Raw genomic sequence first — 15,589 nt, forward strand, 5'->3', positions numbered from 1 at the left:
GGGCAGATATGTGTGCTGTCGATCAGAGGGTCAGCGGTTCCCGAACAGCGGTGCGGTCAGGCGCTGCCACAGGCTGCGCGGTGCATTCGCGCGAGCGATGGCGTCCGCCTCGGCTTGTTCCGCGGCCTCTTTGGCTGCGACCTCTGCACGTACCCTGGCGCGGTCTTGTTTCGTCATCTCGGACTGATCGTTGACACTGCCACGCGTGTTTTCCACGACCTGCTCGGCGAGTTCGATGAGTTCCGGGCTTGTCCAATACTCGGGGTGAAGCCGGTTAGTCATCACTATCGGCGAATTCTCGTCCCATTCACCGGTTTCCAGGTCTCGGATGAGAACACCATTGAAGAGCACGTCGTTGGGCGTGGAGTAACTGAAGGCCCAGCGCTCGGCCGGACCGTCTTCGTCCTCGTCGAGGTAACGGAGCCTGTGGAACCTGTCGGCGAGGTCGCCGGCATCGAGGTAGCGTTTGGCCTCTTCGACCAGCCGCCAATCCTTGTGCTCCGGTGAGAAATCCTTCAGTTCGCGCCCGTTTTCTTCGAGTACCTCGCGAACTTCCGTCAGCGTCTCGAAGTAGCCGCTGACCAGCGGGTGCATCACCTTGTTGTAGTAGACATCTGACATGTAGTGCTCCCCCTTGTGAAATGGCCGTCGATGCCACTGTGCCACGAACTCTCGGTCAGGCCGCGGGAGCGACGCGCGCGAGTCTGAGGCGTGCGTGCGGTGGTGTGCGGTCCGCTGACCTGCACGTGTTCCGGTTTTGCACAAAGACGCGAGAGTTCGGATACGGCGATGCCCCGACGACGTCGCCGGGGCATCGGGAGGTGTTGGGGCTGCCGACCTGTCAGCAAGTTAGCGTCTGAAGAATCGGTCAATCGCGCCATGCGCCTGGTCTTGGCGCTGTCGCTCTGGAGTCAGTCGACCGGCACGCCGAGTAACGAAAGAATGTAGACGAGCGGCGCGTACGGTCCCCAAAAAGCCCAAGCCGTTGCTCCCATTTGACTCACCTCCAATCAGGGGCAGTGTCCGCCGAGGTCGCACGGGATCACGGCCCAGATCGGGCGCCGACACTCCACTGCAATGGGTGTCCCCGCATCCAGCCACTTGAATCGCCTCGCGCCGGATCTCGGGTGCGCAGAGGATGGCCAACGCGACGGCGGACACCACGGCTAGTCACACGCCGCAGGCAACACCAGCAAGGTAAGGGGTGAATGCGAGAAAGATGGTCGCGAGTGCGAACCCGCCCGCGATGCCGGCCGCTGCTGCCCTGATCGTTGCTTCGCCCACTCGGGGGTTTCTCTCGGAATCATGGGTCGGCCTTTCCATCCGTTGCCTCGGTGCCCGGCCAGGTCTGTGACCGAACATCAGCGCAGATAGGGCAGTAGCTTTCGTCCCTGGCATGCGTCCACCCTCGTTCCAGGCTGGATTCGATGTCAGCGCAACCGTTTTCGTTCTCCTCGGTGGTGATTCCACACCCGTTGCAGGTCAGATATGGCGACGTCATCGTCATCGCTGCTCGACATCGGCGCAAGGCGGACTCACGGGCAGCAGTACCGCGGCGATGCGCGTCTGTTCCCATCGCGATGGCAGGCGGCTGACTTCCGATCTTCCATCGACGAGGTCGCTGAGCGATCGGGCTATCTGATCGTCGGTTTCGTAACCGTTCCTCCAGATGTTGGCCGGTCCTCGAACACCGCGGTTGTTGTCGATGATCGTGTAGATGACGCCCTCGCCTTCGGGATTCGGCCTGGTGAGGACGACGAATTGGTGGTCCTCGGATACCGCACGGACGGTCCACCACAGGTCTGCCGGTTGAACGAACTGCACGCGGTGCCCGGCAGTGAGGGCACATGCCGTGAACGTCGAGGGTGAGGATCGTGTTGCGATGCTCATGATGTGCTCTGCTCTCTGTGGTGGGGGATCGGAGATGTGTCAGCAGCTCGTGGTCGGAGCGATGCCGGCGAAGCGGTCGTCGAGGAACTTGAGTGCGCCGGGTAGTCCGATTACCGCTGCCGAGAGATGGTCGGGTGCGGAGACGACATCGGAGGTGACCGGCACCCCGGCTTCGCAGTACCGCGCCATTGTCGAGTCGATCGCCTCGACCGGGATCAGTACGTCGGTTCCGGAATGCCACTCGTACACAGGGGCATTGGGTACCGAAGGAACGTCTTCGACGCTGTTGTCGGCGAACACGGCCTGAATGCTCGTGCTGTCGAGTAGCGCCATGCCGACATCAGGATCCGCGACATCGGCAAGGGATCGGCCGGCGCCGTACAACATGATCTCGTTGGTGCAGGCATTGGCGATCTGATCACGCAGCTGCTGTCCGGCGCTATTGAGCTGACTCGTGATCGGCATACGGTCCGGATATTCTCGTTCGAGGCCGAGTGCGGCGGCCATAGCCAGCCCGAATGCCGGGTGTTTTTGCTGGCCCAGGGCCTTGGCCATTTTGTCGATGTTCATGGGAGCGCCGCCGTAGGCGCTGCCCGCGAGGTCGAGTTCCGGAGCGTAGGTCGGGGCGATCGCCGCGGCCATCGCCGTCGCCATTCCGCCGCCGGAGTAGCCGGCCATCCCGACGGGGCTCGCGCCGAGGCCGAGCGCGTCGAATCGTTGCGCGGCGCGGATGCCGTCGAGGGTGATCTGTCCGCCGAGCTTGGCGGCCCCGTAGGCACTGGACGGGCCGAGATGGTCGGGGATGGCCACCGACCATCCCTTCGCGATGGCGACGTTGAGGCCAGGGGCTTCACGGATCGCCAGCTTCGGATCGTCGGTGTACATCGCGGTCGACGGCGCACAGCCGAGCCCCAGAGCGTTGATGATGTGCTGATACGACAACAACGGCCGACCCGGCGCGGCGCCGCGAGGTGAAAGAACCGTGGTCACTGCCGCAATCGGGTGCCCCTCGGAATTCGTCGACCGGAACTTCAGCTGCACCGCATCGGTGTTGAGAAAGCCTGCCGGCGCCGACACAGGCCGCGCAGCGAGCACGTCACCAGGTCGGTGATCTGCCAGATCGGCGGGTGAGGCGTAGAAGGTGTCGGTCAACGCGGCCGGGTAGATGATCGGCGACGCACTCGCTGCCGGGGCGACGGCAACGACCGCAGCGGTGCCGGCCGCACAAGCGGCCAGAAGAGCAGCGATAGTTCGGACGTGTGATCGCGGGGCGATGGGGCGCATTCCTCAGCTTTCGTCGAAGTCCAAGCGCAGTGCATCGCTCACGAGCGCGACTGGCCGGGTGAGTCATCGAGCGGCTCGATGACCTGCGCATCGTGTCCGAAATCGGGTGTTGAACTCAACGGGGTGTCCCCTGATCCGGAGGGCGAGCAGGCGCCCGCCCGGCCGACCCTTCGAGGAGCGAGGGGGACGTGTCGTCTTCCCAGTTCAAACGCTATTTCTAGACCTATAGGATCAGTGATCCGGATGATCGAACCCGGCGGACGTGTCCGGCGGTGCGTCGCGTTCTTCCGGTTTCTCCACGATGAGTGGCCTCACCCCAGCCTTGTACCGAAATCCCCACCAACCATTCGGCAGAAGAACCATTCCAGCCTGACCCTCGTCAGGCGGTGGAGTCCAGCCCTCGTCCGGGGCAGGGGTTCGAGTCATATCGACAGTGTCTCAACCTCCGGAAAACAGCCGCGAACCAGGACAAACCCGCGCACAGTGGACAGATGAGTCCCGCCACGGGAAAGCCAGTGCCGCCGATGCTCGCCACACTCGGCAATCCACCCACAGGGGAGCGCTGGGCATTCGAGTCGAAATGGGATGGCCAAAGAGCCATAGCCACAACAGGTTCCGAGGATCCGACGCTGTGGTCGCGAAACGGAAACGACATCAGCGCCTCGTTCCCCGAGATCCTCGACGCACTCAGCGCGGTGCTCGATCACCGCGGAACCGTCCTTGACGGCGAAATCGTCGCACTCGGACCCGACGGTGTGCCGTCCTTCTCCCTTTTGCAGCGCCGGATGCACGTCCTGCGGCCCACCGCTCAGCTCCGCAACGAGGCTCTGACCTCGTACTATGTGTTCGACATCCTCAACGTCGACGGCACATCGACGACCGAGCTGCCTTACCTCGAACGCCGCGAAGCGCTCGCCAACCTCAGCCTCGAACATCCGCGCATCAAAGTCCCACCACACTGGCTCAACGTCGACGGACCGACCATGTTGGAAGTCGCGAAGAAGCACCATCTGGAAGGTATAGTCGCCAAAAATATTTCCTCGATCTACCAGCCCGGCAAGCGATCTCGGGACTGGCTGAAGACCCCTTTGAGAGCTAATTGTGAGGCCGTACTCTGCGGATTCCTCCCTGGAGCGGGTGGCGCAGCAGGCGGAGTCGGGTCGTTGATCCTCGGCGCCCACGACGACTCCGGATCGCTCATCCATATCGGAAACGTTGGCACGGGCCTGACCGACCGCCAGCGCCGCGAACTGCGAGACAAGCTCGTCGAACTCGAACAGCCCATCAGCCCGTTCACCATCGAGCCGCCGAGAGCTGTGACCCGCAATGCCTCCTGGTCAAGGCCGATTCTTGTGTGCGACGTGGAGTACCGGGAGTTCACCGGCGGTAGCTTGCGGCACCCATCCTTTCGAGGACTGCGCAACGACAAGCTCGCCGATGAAGTCGACCTTCCCGGCCGTCACTGACCACCCTGGATATGCCGAAGCCGCCGGCACCGAAAAGGGTGTCCAGCGGCTTCACAGGGTCGGTGCCCGTCTTGCGCCTCTCGGCAAGTGGCCGCTCGAAGCGGCATTTCTGGGGTGGTACCCGGGGCAAAGAACCGAACACCGACAGCCTCTACAACGACCACACTCGGAGAGTTATTCCACGCCGCTGACCAGCGCACTAGCTTATTTTCTAGTGATGATCGAGCGCAGAACGAAGCGGAAGACCACCGCGGTACCGGCTCCGACCGCGACACCGGCCATCACGTCAGCGAGGAGAACCCCGACGGTGGCACCGAGAACCGTGGCAGCTGCGATCGCCAAGGCAACATCAGCAGATGCCGGCCGAGGACCGTTGATCGCAGAACCCCTCTCCATGCTGCCGACGTGGTCATCGAGATCATCACACGCTGTTTGAAGCGGAAGTCGGACCCACGCTGTTCAATGGGACGGGAACCGGTTACGAGGAGGTCAGGCCATGTGTGGGCGCTACGCCAGCAAAAGCTCGAGCAAGGAATTGCAGGCGTTTTTCGACACGATGCAGACCGTCGGCGATGAACTTCCACCGTCCTACAACGTCGCTCCTACACAACCCGTCCGGGTGATCCTCGAACGAACCCCACGCGAGGAACCCGGCTCCGAGCCCGAGCGCCAGCTCCGGACCGTCCGCTGGGGTTTGCTCCCTGCCTGGGCAAAAGACCGGAAGATGGCGTCCAAGCTGATCAACGCCCGCAGCGAAACCGTCACGGACAAGCCCTCATTCAGAAGTAGTGCTTCCAAACGGCGGGCCATCATTCCAGCGAACGGCTACTACGAATGGATGAAAAGCGAAGAGGGAAAGAAGATTCCGTACTTTCTTCACGGGGACGGCGACGTGATCTCGATGGCTGGACTTTACGAGTTGTGGCCCGATCCTGAACTGCCAGAGGATGATCCGAACAAGTGGGTATGGACCTGTACTGTCTTGACTCGGCCAGCTACGGATTCCACGGGACACATACACGACAGATCACCGCTGATCCTGCCCGAATCGTTCTGGGAACACTGGCTTGATCCGAACCTCACCGACAAAGGCGAGGTCCAGGCCATGATCAATTCCGTTCCGGAGCCGCATCTCGAACCGTACGAAGTCTCGACCGCTGTGAACTCTCCCAGGAACAACGATCCGAGCTTGCTCGAACCAGTCGGGCACTGACCTCGTGGGCCTCCGAGCTCAACGAGATGTCAAGATTCCCGCAGCGTCACGCGGGCGAGCATCTGCTCCATCTGCGGCCATCCGAGAGCGAGGTTCGATCCGGACACCTGGACCCGTGTGTTCCACTCCGGAGCGAAGGCATCGAACATGATCCGAGCAGCAGGAGCGAGTACATCGCGCTCGACGGCAACAACGGTGTCGGCATCCCAACGCAGCTCCCCGTCGACGGAATCGGGTTCACCGAACAGCGACGTCAGACGCTCGGACACATAGCCCAGATCCGCTAGCTCTGACGCAGTGTAAAAATCCTTGTTCATTTCTTCCTCCGAATCACCGATCGACTGTGCACATCATCGTGCCGTAACACCGCGCTGGACGGGCCTCACGGACGTGTGAAGTGGCCGGGAGATGGGTGTGTGACCGGCGTAGGTCGAATCCGGGCAGGTGTGGTTCTCTGACGCTGACAGATGCACTGTGCCGGAAGGCGAGACGACTCCAGGAGCGGCGATGTTGGCGATGAAGACAATCTGCGAGAGGTGCCGCACCTCCCTCGACAACGCCGCCGCCGCAACAATATGCAGCTACGAATGCACCTTCTGTGTCGACTGTTCGGCGGCGATGGACAACGAGTGTCCGAACTGTGGCGGCGAGTTGACCGCCCGTCCTGCTCGCGTCGCGCAAGCACCGGCGATTCGTCGGGGATGGGCAGGTCGAATCGGTCGCTACCTCGCGTGGCGTAAGCCCTCCGGCGTCCTCGAGCAGTCGGATCCGTTTCTTCGCTTCGCGCAGCTCTGCGGATTCGTCCTTGGTCATTCCAGGCCGGTTGCCGTCTTCGATGTCGGCCTTTTTGAGCCAGTTGTGCAGGGTCGGCTCGGAGATCCCAAAGTCTTTCGCGATCTGGGTCAGTGGGGCTTCGCGCTTACGGGCGACCGCGACCACATCGCGACGGAATTCTTCGGGGAACGGCTTCGGCATGACGTACATCCTTTCACCGTGAAGAAAGTGATCTTCACAGGTCAGATGTCAACTAAACCGGATGCAGTCCCATGACCTTCGTGGGCAGCTCGTGCCGATATCGTAGGGAGTTGTCGTCGGTGCCGAAGTTATGGTGGGGCAGATATCTGCAACAATCGAGTCATGTCTGATATCCCGCTGCCGGAAACCGCTCTAGCCTTTCTCCGCAAGCCGAACCCGGCCGTCATGGCCACGGTTACCTCGAAGGGCCGCCCGGTATCGGTAGCAACCTGGTACCTCATCGAGGATGACGGACTTCTCATGCTCTGCATGAACGCTGACCGGGCGCGCCTCAAACACCTTCAGAGCAACGGTCATGTATCGCTGACCGTGCTCGGGGCGGACGATTTCGGTACACATATATCGATCCAAGGGCATGTCGTCTCGATCAAACCCGATGTGGGACTTGCCGACATCGATCGGCTCGCACGGCACTTTCTCGGCACGGATTATCCCGCCAGAGAGAGCCCGCTTGTGACGGTCCACGTAGAGATCGATCGATGGTTTGGTTGGTCCGGAGGTCAACCCCTTCAGTACTGACGGGTATGGACTGAGCGCCGAGGCTCGGGGTCAGCGAAAATGCCTTGTGTTCGGGCTGGTGATGGTCGCCGCGCTCGGCCTCGAGCCTTGATATCTGTGACCTAGTGCCGATCACGAGTCAGTTCGACGCTGCCCGGTATCAGCTGCGTGATCGGATCACGAAGGGCCGCCGTCAACGAGATCATGTTCGTGCGGTGCCAGTGGGTCCGTCGCTGATGTCGCGGATCTGTGATGTCGGGATGGCGCTGCTCGACAGTACAGACATTGCGGCAGTGTTCGCTGTCAACGGTGTCGACTTCCCGACGCTGTAGGGCTTCGATGTCTGCGGTGTTTGGCGACTACTTGGTTTCTTACACAAGCTATGTCGTTGGTGCATACGAGAGCGCAGTTTTTGCATTTGTTTGATATGGGTCACGGGCCAATAGTTAGTCCATGACCTCACAATGCGACGGATGGATCCGCAATTACGTGGACGGCTCCTATGTCGAACCCGACGAGTCGTCGAGCTTCGATCAGGTCGACCCAGCAACGGGCCGTGTTCTCGCCCGGGTCCACGAGGCCGACAAGGCCCTGGTCGATCGGGCCGTGACCTCTGCCAGACGCGCTCTGGGCAACGGTTGGGCCGATACACCGGTTCGAGAGCGGACGGCTCTGCTGCGACGCGCCGCCGACCGGATCGAGGAGCGATTCGAAGAGTTCGTCGCCGCAGAAATGGCGGACACCGGCAAGCCGATCACACAGGCACGCGAACTCGACGTCGCGCGCGCCCTGACGAACTTCCGCACCTTCGCCGACATCGTCGCCGCGGCCGGACAGGAATCGTTTGTCACGGATCTCGCGGGTGGCAAGCAGGCGCTGAACTACGCGATCCGCAAGCCGCTCGGCGTCGTCGCCGTGATCGTTCCGTGGAACCTGCCGCTGCTTCTCCTGACCTGGAAGGTCGCGCCCGCGCTCGCGTGTGGAAACTCCGTGGTGGTCAAGCCCTCCGAGGAAACCCCAGCGACGGCGTCGTTGCTTGCCGAGGTACTCGAAGAAGTCGGCCTGCCTGCCGGCGTCTACAACGTCGTCCACGGGTTCGGTGCGAACTCCGCCGGCGAGTTCCTCACCACGCACCCCGGCATCGACGGCGTCACCTTCACCGGATCTTCGGCAACGGGTTCGCATGTCATGAAAACCGTTGCGCCGCGAGTCCGTCCGGTCTCGTTCGAACTGGGAGGCAAGAACGCCGCGATCGTCTTCGACGACGTCGACATCGACGAAGCGTTGACGGGTCTGACCAAGTCGGTGTTCACCAACACCGGCCAGGTCTGCCTGTGCACCGAGCGGGTGTACGTGCACCGCAGCATTTTCGACGACATCGCCGGTGGACTCGTCGAGCGGGCAGCAGGACTGCGTCTGGGCGACCCGACGCTCGATGCAACGACGACCGGACCGCTCATCTCGCAGGCACACCGGAAGAAGGTACTCGACTACTTCGAGATCGCCGAGCAGGAAGGCGCGAAAGTGCTGACCGGCGGCGGTATTCCGGACCTCGGACAGGAACTGTCGGGCGGATCGTGGATCGAACCCACCCTGTGGACTGGCTTGACCAACAAGGATCGCGTCGTGCGCGAGGAGATCTTCGGACCCGTCGCAGCACTCATTCCGTTCGAGACCGAAGCCGAAGCGATCGCCCTCGCAAACGACACCGAGTACGGCCTCGCTGCCTCCGTGTGGACCAACGACCTGCGCCGCGGACACCGCGTCGCGCAGAAGATGAACGTCGGAATCTCCTGGGTCAACACGTGGTTCACCCGCGAACTGCGATCTCCCTTCGGCGGTATGGGCCTGTCCGGCATCGGACGTGAGGGTGGCGAGTCCTCGCTGCACTTCTACACCGAACCGACGAACGTATGTGTGCAACTGTGAACATCGAAACCGCAAAAGTTTTCCAGAAATGAGCGAGGCGTGATGACAGCCCCCGAAGACACCGTATCCGCACTCGCACGTCGCCTCGACGACGCTGCGCAGACTCGCACCGACACCCCGAGCCTCGCCGACGAACACACCATCGACATCGACGAGGCCTACCGGATCCAGAACGAACTCCTCGAACGACGAACCAGCCGTGGCGAATCGATTGTGGGTATCAAGCTCGGCTTCACAAGCCAAGCGAAGATGGCGCAGATGGGAGTGTCCGAAGTGATCGTCGGTCAGCTGACCGACACGATGTGCGTGAGCAACGGCGGCGAAGTCGACCTGAGGACGTTCATTCATCCCAAGATCGAACCCGAAGTGGCATACCGCCTGTCGAAGGACGTCGATCTCGACGATCCGAACGTCGACATCGAAACCTGCGTCGACGCGCTGGCTCCCGCAATGGAGATCATCGACTCGCGCTACCGCGACTTCCGCTTCACCTACACCGACGTCGTCGCTGACAACACCAGCGCTGCCGGGTATGTGATCGGGCGGTGGCTGCCGCTACAGAACGTCGAAGACCGTTCCGTACGTATGGAGGTCGGCGGCGAGACGGTAGTCGGTTCCACGTCGGCCATTCTCGGCGATCCGGCGCGCGCTTTGCATGCCCTGCTCGACATCGCCCGCCGACGCCGAATTCCGTTGCGCGCCGGTCAGGTAATTCTGGCCGGTGCCGCCACAGCAGCTGTGCGACTCGACGAGGGCGTCGCACAGTGCACGATCGACGGACTCGGAACCGTCACGGTGAAAGGTGTGAAGCGATGAGTGGGGCGCAGGTCATCGAGAAGCTGGCGAACCCGCGCGGAAAGTTCCCCCACGTCAAGGTGGTCGGCGATTTCGTCTATGTCTCCGGGACCAGTTCGCGTCGACCCGACAACACGTTTGTCGGCGTCGAGGTCGACGAGATGGGGACGACGGCGCTCGACATTCGGGCGCAGACGCGTGCCGTCATCGAAAACATCGCGGCAATCCTCGCCGAAGTGGGCGGAGAACTCAGTGATCTGGTTCAGGTCACCTCCTACCTGGTGTCCATGAACGACTTCGGTGGATACAACGAGGTGTACGCCGAACTGTTCGACGAAAACGGTCCGACGAGAACGACTGTGGCTGTTCACCAACTGCCCCACCCGCACCTGCTCATCGAAATTTCCGGCGTGGCGTACGTGCCCGCCTCCAAGCGCTCAGCGTCCGAAGATACGGAGAATGCATCATGACCACGATTCCTCCCGTCATCGACTTCAAGAAGTGGATCGACGACAACCGCCACCTGCTGCAGCCGCCTGTCAACAATCAGACGATGGCGCTCGGAGACGACTTCATCGTGCAGGTCGTCGGCGGACCGAACCAGCGGACCGACTACCACCTCGATCCGTACGAGGAGTGGTTCTACCAGCTCGAAGGCGACATCCACGTCAACGTCATGACCGAAGACGGTCCTCAGCGTGTCGACATTCGTGAGGGCGAAACCTGGTTGCTGCCAGGAGACATTCCGCATTCGCCCCAGCGTCCCACCGCGGGCTCGATCGGCCTGGTCATCGAACGCGTCCGCAAGGAAGGCACGCTCGAGAAGTTCCAGTGGTACTGCCTCGAATGCGACCACAAGATTCACGAGGTCGAACTTCAGGTGCGCGACATCGTGGCCGACCTTCCGCCGGTGTTCGTCAAGTTCTACGAGAGCGAAGAAGCCCGCACGTGTGACAAGTGCGGCACGCTCCATCCCGGCAAGGGCTGAGCTATGAGCAACCTGATCGACATCCACACCCACTACGTGCCCAACGGGTGGCCGGATCTGACCGAAGACGCGGGGCCGCAAGCGCCGTGGCTGAAGGTCGAGTCGGAGACCGAAGCCATGATCATGATGGGCACCAAGGAGTTCCGCCGCATCCAGTCCGATGCCTGGGACGCCGAGGTGCGGCTTCGGGACATGGATGCCGACGGCGTGCACACGCAGGTCGTCTCGCCGACGCCGGCATTCTTCAATTACGGCCGAAGCGGCGAGCAGGCAAGTCGCATCGCACGGATCTTCAACGACCTCGCGCTCGAGATCGTGGAGCCGGCGAAGGATCGGTTGATTCCGTTCTGCCAGGTGCCTCTGCAAGACACCGACGCAGCGTGCCGTGAGCTCGAGCGGTGCATCGCGAACGGGCACCGCGGTGTCGAGATCGGCAATCATGTGGGCGATCTGGACCTCGACAGTGAGGGCGTGGTGACGTTTCTCCAGCACTGCGCGTCGCTTGACGTGCCGGTATTCGTGCACCCGTGGGACATGGCCAACTCCCCGCGTCTCGATCGCTGGATGGCGCAGTGGCTCACCGCGATGCCGGCCGAAACGCATCTGTCGATACTCGCGCTGATTCTCGGTGGGGTGTTCGACAAGATCGACGATCGCCTGAAGATCGGATTTGCGCACGGCGGTGGATCTTTCGCGTTCTGGTTGGGCCGGATGGAAAACGCCTGGCACGGCCGCAACGACATCATCGGTACGTCGGAGTTCCCGCCTTCGCATTACCTGGGTAGGTTCTACGTGGATTCTGTCGTCTTCGACGAGCGCGCACTGCGACTGCTGGTGGACACGGTGGGGGTGGACCGTGTGATGGTGGGTAGTGATTACCCGTACCCCTTGGGGGAGCGTCCGGTCGGTGAGGTGGTTCGCAAGAGTGAGTTCTTGGATGATATTGCTCGCCAACTGATTTCGCGGGGGAATGCCGAACGCTTCCTCGGGTTGGTGCACTAGCGGTACGAGGCTGGCGTGCTGTGATGATCGACCGGATTTACGCTCCCACGATCATTGCAGCGTCGCAGTGTCATCTCGTACGCGACTGCAGCCAGAGAAGCGATGAAAGCTTGGGCGGTCGGAGTCGCGATTCGTGATGACGCTCGAGTCGTTCCGACATGGTGGCCGATCCCTCCCAGTGAAATCGGAAGAGACATCAGTCGTGCATCATTGCGCGCGAGAAGGTCCGGCAGCACCGCGAGCATGTCGGTTTCGATCACCAATTGGCGGATGGTGAGGTACGAAGTGGTCTCCACTCGATTCTCGGGCAGGGCCAACTCGTTGTCTGCGAAAAATTCTGCGAGTTCCGCACGCAGAGCAGTCTCGATACCCGGAAGTATCCACGGGTAGTCGAGAGTATCGCTGAGATGTAAGTTCTCGTTCGCGGAAGCCGGATGTTTGACGCGCGCAACAAGTTGGACGGATTCGGTATAGAGGGTTTCGCGAATGAACGTGTGGTCGGTCGGCGCGGTCAACCGGCCGACGATGATATCAATCGCTCCTGCTTCGAGGTCTGTGAGGAGTTGTTCGGGAGTTCCCTCACGCACGACGACCATCAGAAGTGGGTGATGTGCTTTCAGGTGCGCGATCGCACCGGGTAGTAACATGCTCGAACCGGCTAGATGACTGCCCACGACAACAGTTCCGCGATCGGCATCTGCCAATTCGACTAGATGCCGACCAGTTTCGGTCAGTTGAGCGATGATCGCTCGGGAGTGGCTTGCGAAAGCCGACCCGAAAACCGTGGGCGTGACTCCGCGAGGACCGCGTTCGAATAATGTGACCCCGAGAATTCTCTCGATATCGAGCAAGCTACGTGTGGCGACCGGCTGACTGATATACAGCTCGGCGGCTGCTCCGATAACGGTTCCCCGACGGGTGAGGGCATCGACCAACAACAAATGACGGATCTTCAACCGGCCATCGAGAAGCTTGGGCATCTCCATTCAAGTCTCCGTTCCCTCTCCGGAGCATCCGGACGTACCTTCGGTCAGGACTCTGGTAATAGTGGGTGAGTCGTATCTAAGGAGCTATATCAGCAGATTACGGAATGAGGACTGCCCGGCCGGTGAGCTGTCCGCTGGCCAAAGCGTCGAGTGCTACCGAGACTTGGGAAAGTGGAAATTCCTGGACCGGGCTGACAATCTCTCCCGAGACGATCTTCTCGCTCATCAACGGAGCCAGGGCTGCTTGTTCTTCGGCACGCCGGATCATGTTGACCGGCAGAATTTTCACGTCGGACATCAAAAAATTCGGTAGGTGCAGTGTGACGTTCGAGCCGTGGGTGTACCCCACCAACGCAGCTCGTCCCCCCGGCCTGACTCGGTCGAGCAGACCAGCAAGATTAGGTCCTCCGACAGTGTCTATCAGCACGTCGAATTTGGGTAGTGAGCTCAATTGCGACACAAGTGTGTCACCCACTCCCACGACGGGTTGTACACCGGTCGGCAATCGCTGTGCTTTGGAGTTCGAGGAGACAATTCCGGTGACGTTGGCTGCGCCGGCTCTCTGCGCGAATTGGGATGCGATGGACCCGACCGCTCCTGCAGCGCCTGACACCAGGACTCGTTCTCCGGCAGCGACCGCTGTGATGTCTTTGACAGCAACGTATCCTGTGGTGCATGGCACCAAGAAGGTGGCAGCTACTGCAGGTTCTAATCGGTTGTCGACTCGTGTCAGGGCCGAGTCGCCGACGACGGCGTACTCGGCCCAGCATCCGTCTCGTTTCAATCCGATTCCGCCACCCCTGATGAGAACTTTTGTTCCCTTTGCGAATTCGTCCGACTCGAGCACCTCTCCCACGCCATCAGTGCCTCCAATGTGCGGCAGAGTGGGCACTACCGTGAACTTGCCACTGGCGACTGTCGCGTCGAGATGACTGACAGCAGCGGCCTCGATTCGTACGAGAGATTCTCCTGCGCAGCGAGACGGCAATGGTGTTTCCTCGACTACAGGATGCTCGCCGAAACGGTGTAGCCGTGCTGCTCGCATGATGACCTCCAGATAGATTGGGCGGCAATTGTTCACCGGCAGTATTTTCTACAGAATGGGCGCGAGATCCAGATCGATCTCCAGGCGATTTCGGTTGAGATCGATCTGGATCTCGTAAACGACAAATCAGGGTGTGGAGCGAACGAGAATTACTGCACTGTGATGGTCACGTCGATGTTTCCGCGGACAGCTTTGGAATAGGGGCACTTCTGGTGAGCCCCTTCGGCGATTTCTCGTGCTTTGTCCTTGTCGACCCCGGGGAGGTTGACGAGCAGTTCTACCGACAACCCGAATCCTTCACCTGCATCTGCGATGGTTACTCGACTGGTCACGGTGGGCTCGACCAGTCGAACCTTGTATGTGCGTGCTACCGAGGACATTGCCGAAAGGAAGCAGCCGGCGTATCCGGCCGCGAAAAGTTGTTCGGGGTTGCTGCCCCCGCCGGCCCCACCGATACCTACTGGGATTCCTAGATCCAGGTCGATCAGTCCGTCATCCGAACTGACATGACCGTTGCGGCCGTTTCCATCGGCGGTGGCTTCTGCGGTGTACTTGAGTTCGGGCATGTCAGCTCTCTTTTCCGGCTAGTGCGAGGAGTTCGTTTACAGCTTGTTGTGATGCGCGCGAGTAGGTTCCACCTCGCGAGACAGGGGTGCCGTTCAGTTTGGCGATACTCAGTGCCATTTCGGCCTGCTTGACAGCGAGATAGGTTGGGTTGGCGATCAGTGCGCCCTCTACGTGCAGATCGAGGTCGCCGACGCTGAGTAGTGCGAATAGTCCACCTGCCGACATGACGACGTCGACACGGTTGTCGCGGACCATGGATTCAGCGGCGTCGACGAACATTGCTCGGATGGCACGGTAGGCGGCAGGGTCGTCGTATGCGGCTACGGCCTGGTCCGGAGTTATCCGCATGTATCGAACATCGACGACACGACTTTCGAGACCATATCGACGGATCTGTTCATCGTGCCAGGGCAGATAGACCGGGTCGATGGAGACTATTCCGACTCGCCCACCAAGCATGCATGCCTGGTGCATGCTTGCCTCGCCGTGCCCGATGACCGGGATATCAACGGCCGTTCGGGCTTCGAACAGACATGCATCTTGGAAATGTCCGACCAGGACGGCATCGAATCCTTCACGCTCAGCCTCGATGATTCCTGCGACTGACTGCACGCCGCAACGCAACTCGCTCAGTCTGCCGAGTTGGGTGTCGGCCGGACTGATACCGCGCACCTCGAAGGTAATTCCAGGTGAGGAAATGTCGTCCAGATAGCCCGCGAGACGACTCAGGTATGGCTGGTGCAGCGCAGGGTCGGTGAAACTTTGATAAAGGATCCGCGCAACTGGCGGGTTTTCGCGTGAGTGCATCTATACGTCACTTTCATGTCGATGGCGAGGACGGTTTGCGAGATTTCGAAGTCTTGTTTCTTCAGAGTCCTTGAGTATGTTTTG

The 15,589-nt window shown here is 61.0% G+C and carries 19 protein-coding genes and 2 pseudogenes; 10 read left to right on the forward strand and 11 right to left on the reverse strand.

What is annotated here, in order from left to right; genetic code table 11:
• Positions 1–30 precede the first annotated feature (30 nt).
• The 4 genes from H351_RS31110 to H351_RS31125 all read right to left on the reverse strand — a co-directional run bounded on the left by H351_RS31110 (position 31) and on the right by H351_RS31125 (position 3,600).
• A complete protein-coding gene (locus tag H351_RS31110) occupies positions 31–621 on the reverse strand; it encodes a hypothetical protein (RefSeq protein WP_030002984.1) in 591 nt (196 codons plus the stop codon).
• Between the two features lie 882 nt (positions 622–1,503).
• The gene (locus H351_RS31115) at positions 1,504–1,890 is read right to left on the reverse strand and encodes a hypothetical protein (RefSeq protein WP_030002983.1); all 387 of its coding nucleotides are present in this window, start codon (positions 1,888–1,890) and stop codon (positions 1,504–1,506) included.
• A 39-nt stretch (positions 1,891–1,929) separates the two neighbouring features.
• Positions 1,930–3,174, reverse strand: coding sequence for a lipase family protein (locus H351_RS31120; protein WP_030002982.1), 1,245 nt, complete (start codon positions 3,172–3,174; stop codon positions 1,930–1,932).
• A 231-nt stretch (positions 3,175–3,405) separates the two neighbouring features.
• Positions 3,406–3,600, reverse strand: a complete 195-nt coding sequence (locus H351_RS31125; protein ID WP_037121556.1) for a hypothetical protein — start codon at positions 3,598–3,600, stop codon at positions 3,406–3,408.
• Positions 3,601–3,665: 65 nt separating this feature from the next.
• Here H351_RS31125 and ligD point away from each other — a divergent pair, with 65 nt between their 5' ends.
• The gene (ligD, locus tag H351_RS31130) at positions 3,666–4,640 is read left to right on the forward strand and encodes a non-homologous end-joining DNA ligase (RefSeq protein ID WP_030002981.1); all 975 of its coding nucleotides are present in this window, start codon (positions 3,666–3,668) and stop codon (positions 4,638–4,640) included.
• Positions 4,641–4,844: 204 nt separating this feature from the next.
• On the opposite strand, the gene H351_RS31135 is transcribed toward ligD, so the two are convergent.
• Positions 4,845–5,036: a hypothetical protein gene (locus tag H351_RS31135; protein ID WP_030002980.1), complete on the reverse strand. Its 192-nt coding sequence runs from the start codon at positions 5,034–5,036 to the stop codon at positions 4,845–4,847.
• Positions 5,037–5,136: 100 nt separating this feature from the next.
• Here H351_RS31135 and H351_RS31140 point away from each other — a divergent pair, with 100 nt between their 5' ends.
• Positions 5,137–5,853 (forward strand): SOS response-associated peptidase, encoded by a 717-nt coding sequence (locus tag H351_RS31140; protein WP_030002979.1) that lies wholly within the window; start codon positions 5,137–5,139, stop codon positions 5,851–5,853.
• Positions 5,854–5,882: 29 nt separating this feature from the next.
• Here the strand turns inward: H351_RS31140 and H351_RS31145 are convergent, their stop codons facing one another.
• Positions 5,883–6,170: a hypothetical protein gene (locus H351_RS31145; protein WP_030002978.1), complete on the reverse strand. Its 288-nt coding sequence runs from the start codon at positions 6,168–6,170 to the stop codon at positions 5,883–5,885.
• Positions 6,171–6,369: 199 nt separating this feature from the next.
• Here H351_RS31145 and H351_RS31820 point away from each other — a divergent pair.
• Positions 6,370–6,513, forward strand: a pseudogene (locus H351_RS31820) (DUF1272 domain-containing protein); the annotation flags it as partial.
• A 117-nt stretch (positions 6,514–6,630) separates the two neighbouring features.
• Here the strand turns inward: H351_RS31820 and H351_RS32430 are convergent.
• A pseudogene (locus H351_RS32430) lies at positions 6,631–6,837 on the reverse strand (transposase); the annotation flags it as partial.
• Between the two features lie 153 nt (positions 6,838–6,990).
• Between H351_RS32430 and H351_RS31155 the strand changes: the two are divergent.
• The 7 genes from H351_RS31155 (at position 6,991) to H351_RS31185 (ending at position 12,100) form a co-directional block, all read left to right on the forward strand.
• Positions 6,991–7,407 carry a pyridoxamine 5'-phosphate oxidase family protein gene (locus tag H351_RS31155; protein WP_030002976.1) on the forward strand — a complete coding sequence of 139 codons (417 nt, stop codon included), beginning with the start codon at positions 6,991–6,993 and terminating at the stop codon, positions 7,405–7,407.
• A 104-nt stretch (positions 7,408–7,511) separates the two neighbouring features.
• Positions 7,512–7,718, forward strand: coding sequence for a hypothetical protein (locus H351_RS31160; protein ID WP_030002975.1), 207 nt, complete (start codon positions 7,512–7,514; stop codon positions 7,716–7,718).
• 121 nt (positions 7,719–7,839) lie between these two features.
• Positions 7,840–9,315: a 2-hydroxymuconic semialdehyde dehydrogenase gene (locus tag H351_RS31165; RefSeq protein WP_059016423.1), complete on the forward strand. Its 1,476-nt coding sequence runs from the start codon at positions 7,840–7,842 to the stop codon at positions 9,313–9,315.
• Between the two features lie 42 nt (positions 9,316–9,357).
• A complete protein-coding gene (locus tag H351_RS31170) occupies positions 9,358–10,131 on the forward strand; it encodes a 2-keto-4-pentenoate hydratase (protein WP_029254329.1) in 774 nt (257 codons plus the stop codon).
• Positions 10,128–10,580: a RidA family protein gene (locus H351_RS31175; protein WP_029254330.1), complete on the forward strand. Its 453-nt coding sequence runs from the start codon at positions 10,128–10,130 to the stop codon at positions 10,578–10,580. Before H351_RS31170 ends, H351_RS31175 begins: the two co-directional genes overlap by 4 nt.
• Positions 10,577–11,098 (forward strand): 3-hydroxyanthranilate 3,4-dioxygenase, encoded by a 522-nt coding sequence (locus H351_RS31180; RefSeq protein ID WP_003943511.1) that lies wholly within the window; start codon positions 10,577–10,579, stop codon positions 11,096–11,098. Before H351_RS31175 ends, H351_RS31180 begins: the two co-directional genes overlap by 4 nt.
• A 3-nt stretch (positions 11,099–11,101) precedes the next feature.
• Positions 11,102–12,100, forward strand: coding sequence for an amidohydrolase family protein (locus H351_RS31185; RefSeq protein WP_059016425.1), 999 nt, complete (start codon positions 11,102–11,104; stop codon positions 12,098–12,100).
• Here the strand turns inward: H351_RS31185 and H351_RS31190 are convergent.
• The 4 genes from H351_RS31190 to H351_RS31205 all read right to left on the reverse strand — a co-directional run bounded on the left by H351_RS31190 (position 12,097) and on the right by H351_RS31205 (position 15,505).
• A complete protein-coding gene (locus H351_RS31190; RefSeq protein WP_051636638.1) occupies positions 12,097–13,086 on the reverse strand; it encodes a LysR substrate-binding domain-containing protein in 990 nt (329 codons plus the stop codon). The genes H351_RS31185 and H351_RS31190 overlap by 4 nt on opposite strands.
• Positions 13,087–13,183: 97 nt before the next feature.
• Positions 13,184–14,131, reverse strand: coding sequence for a quinone oxidoreductase family protein (locus H351_RS31195; RefSeq protein ID WP_030002973.1), 948 nt, complete (start codon positions 14,129–14,131; stop codon positions 13,184–13,186).
• A 149-nt stretch (positions 14,132–14,280) separates the two neighbouring features.
• A complete protein-coding gene (locus H351_RS31200) occupies positions 14,281–14,697 on the reverse strand; it encodes an organic hydroperoxide resistance protein (RefSeq protein WP_030002972.1) in 417 nt (138 codons plus the stop codon).
• Between the two features lies 1 nt (position 14,698).
• Positions 14,699–15,505, reverse strand: coding sequence for an aspartate/glutamate racemase family protein (locus tag H351_RS31205; protein ID WP_030002971.1), 807 nt, complete (start codon positions 15,503–15,505; stop codon positions 14,699–14,701).
• Positions 15,506–15,589 lie beyond the last annotated feature (84 nt).

Origin of the sequence: Rhodococcus erythropolis R138 (assembly GCF_000696675.2) — a bacterium.
In the GTDB taxonomy this organism is placed as follows: Bacteria; Actinomycetota; Actinomycetes; order Mycobacteriales; family Mycobacteriaceae; genus Rhodococcus_F; species Rhodococcus_F erythropolis.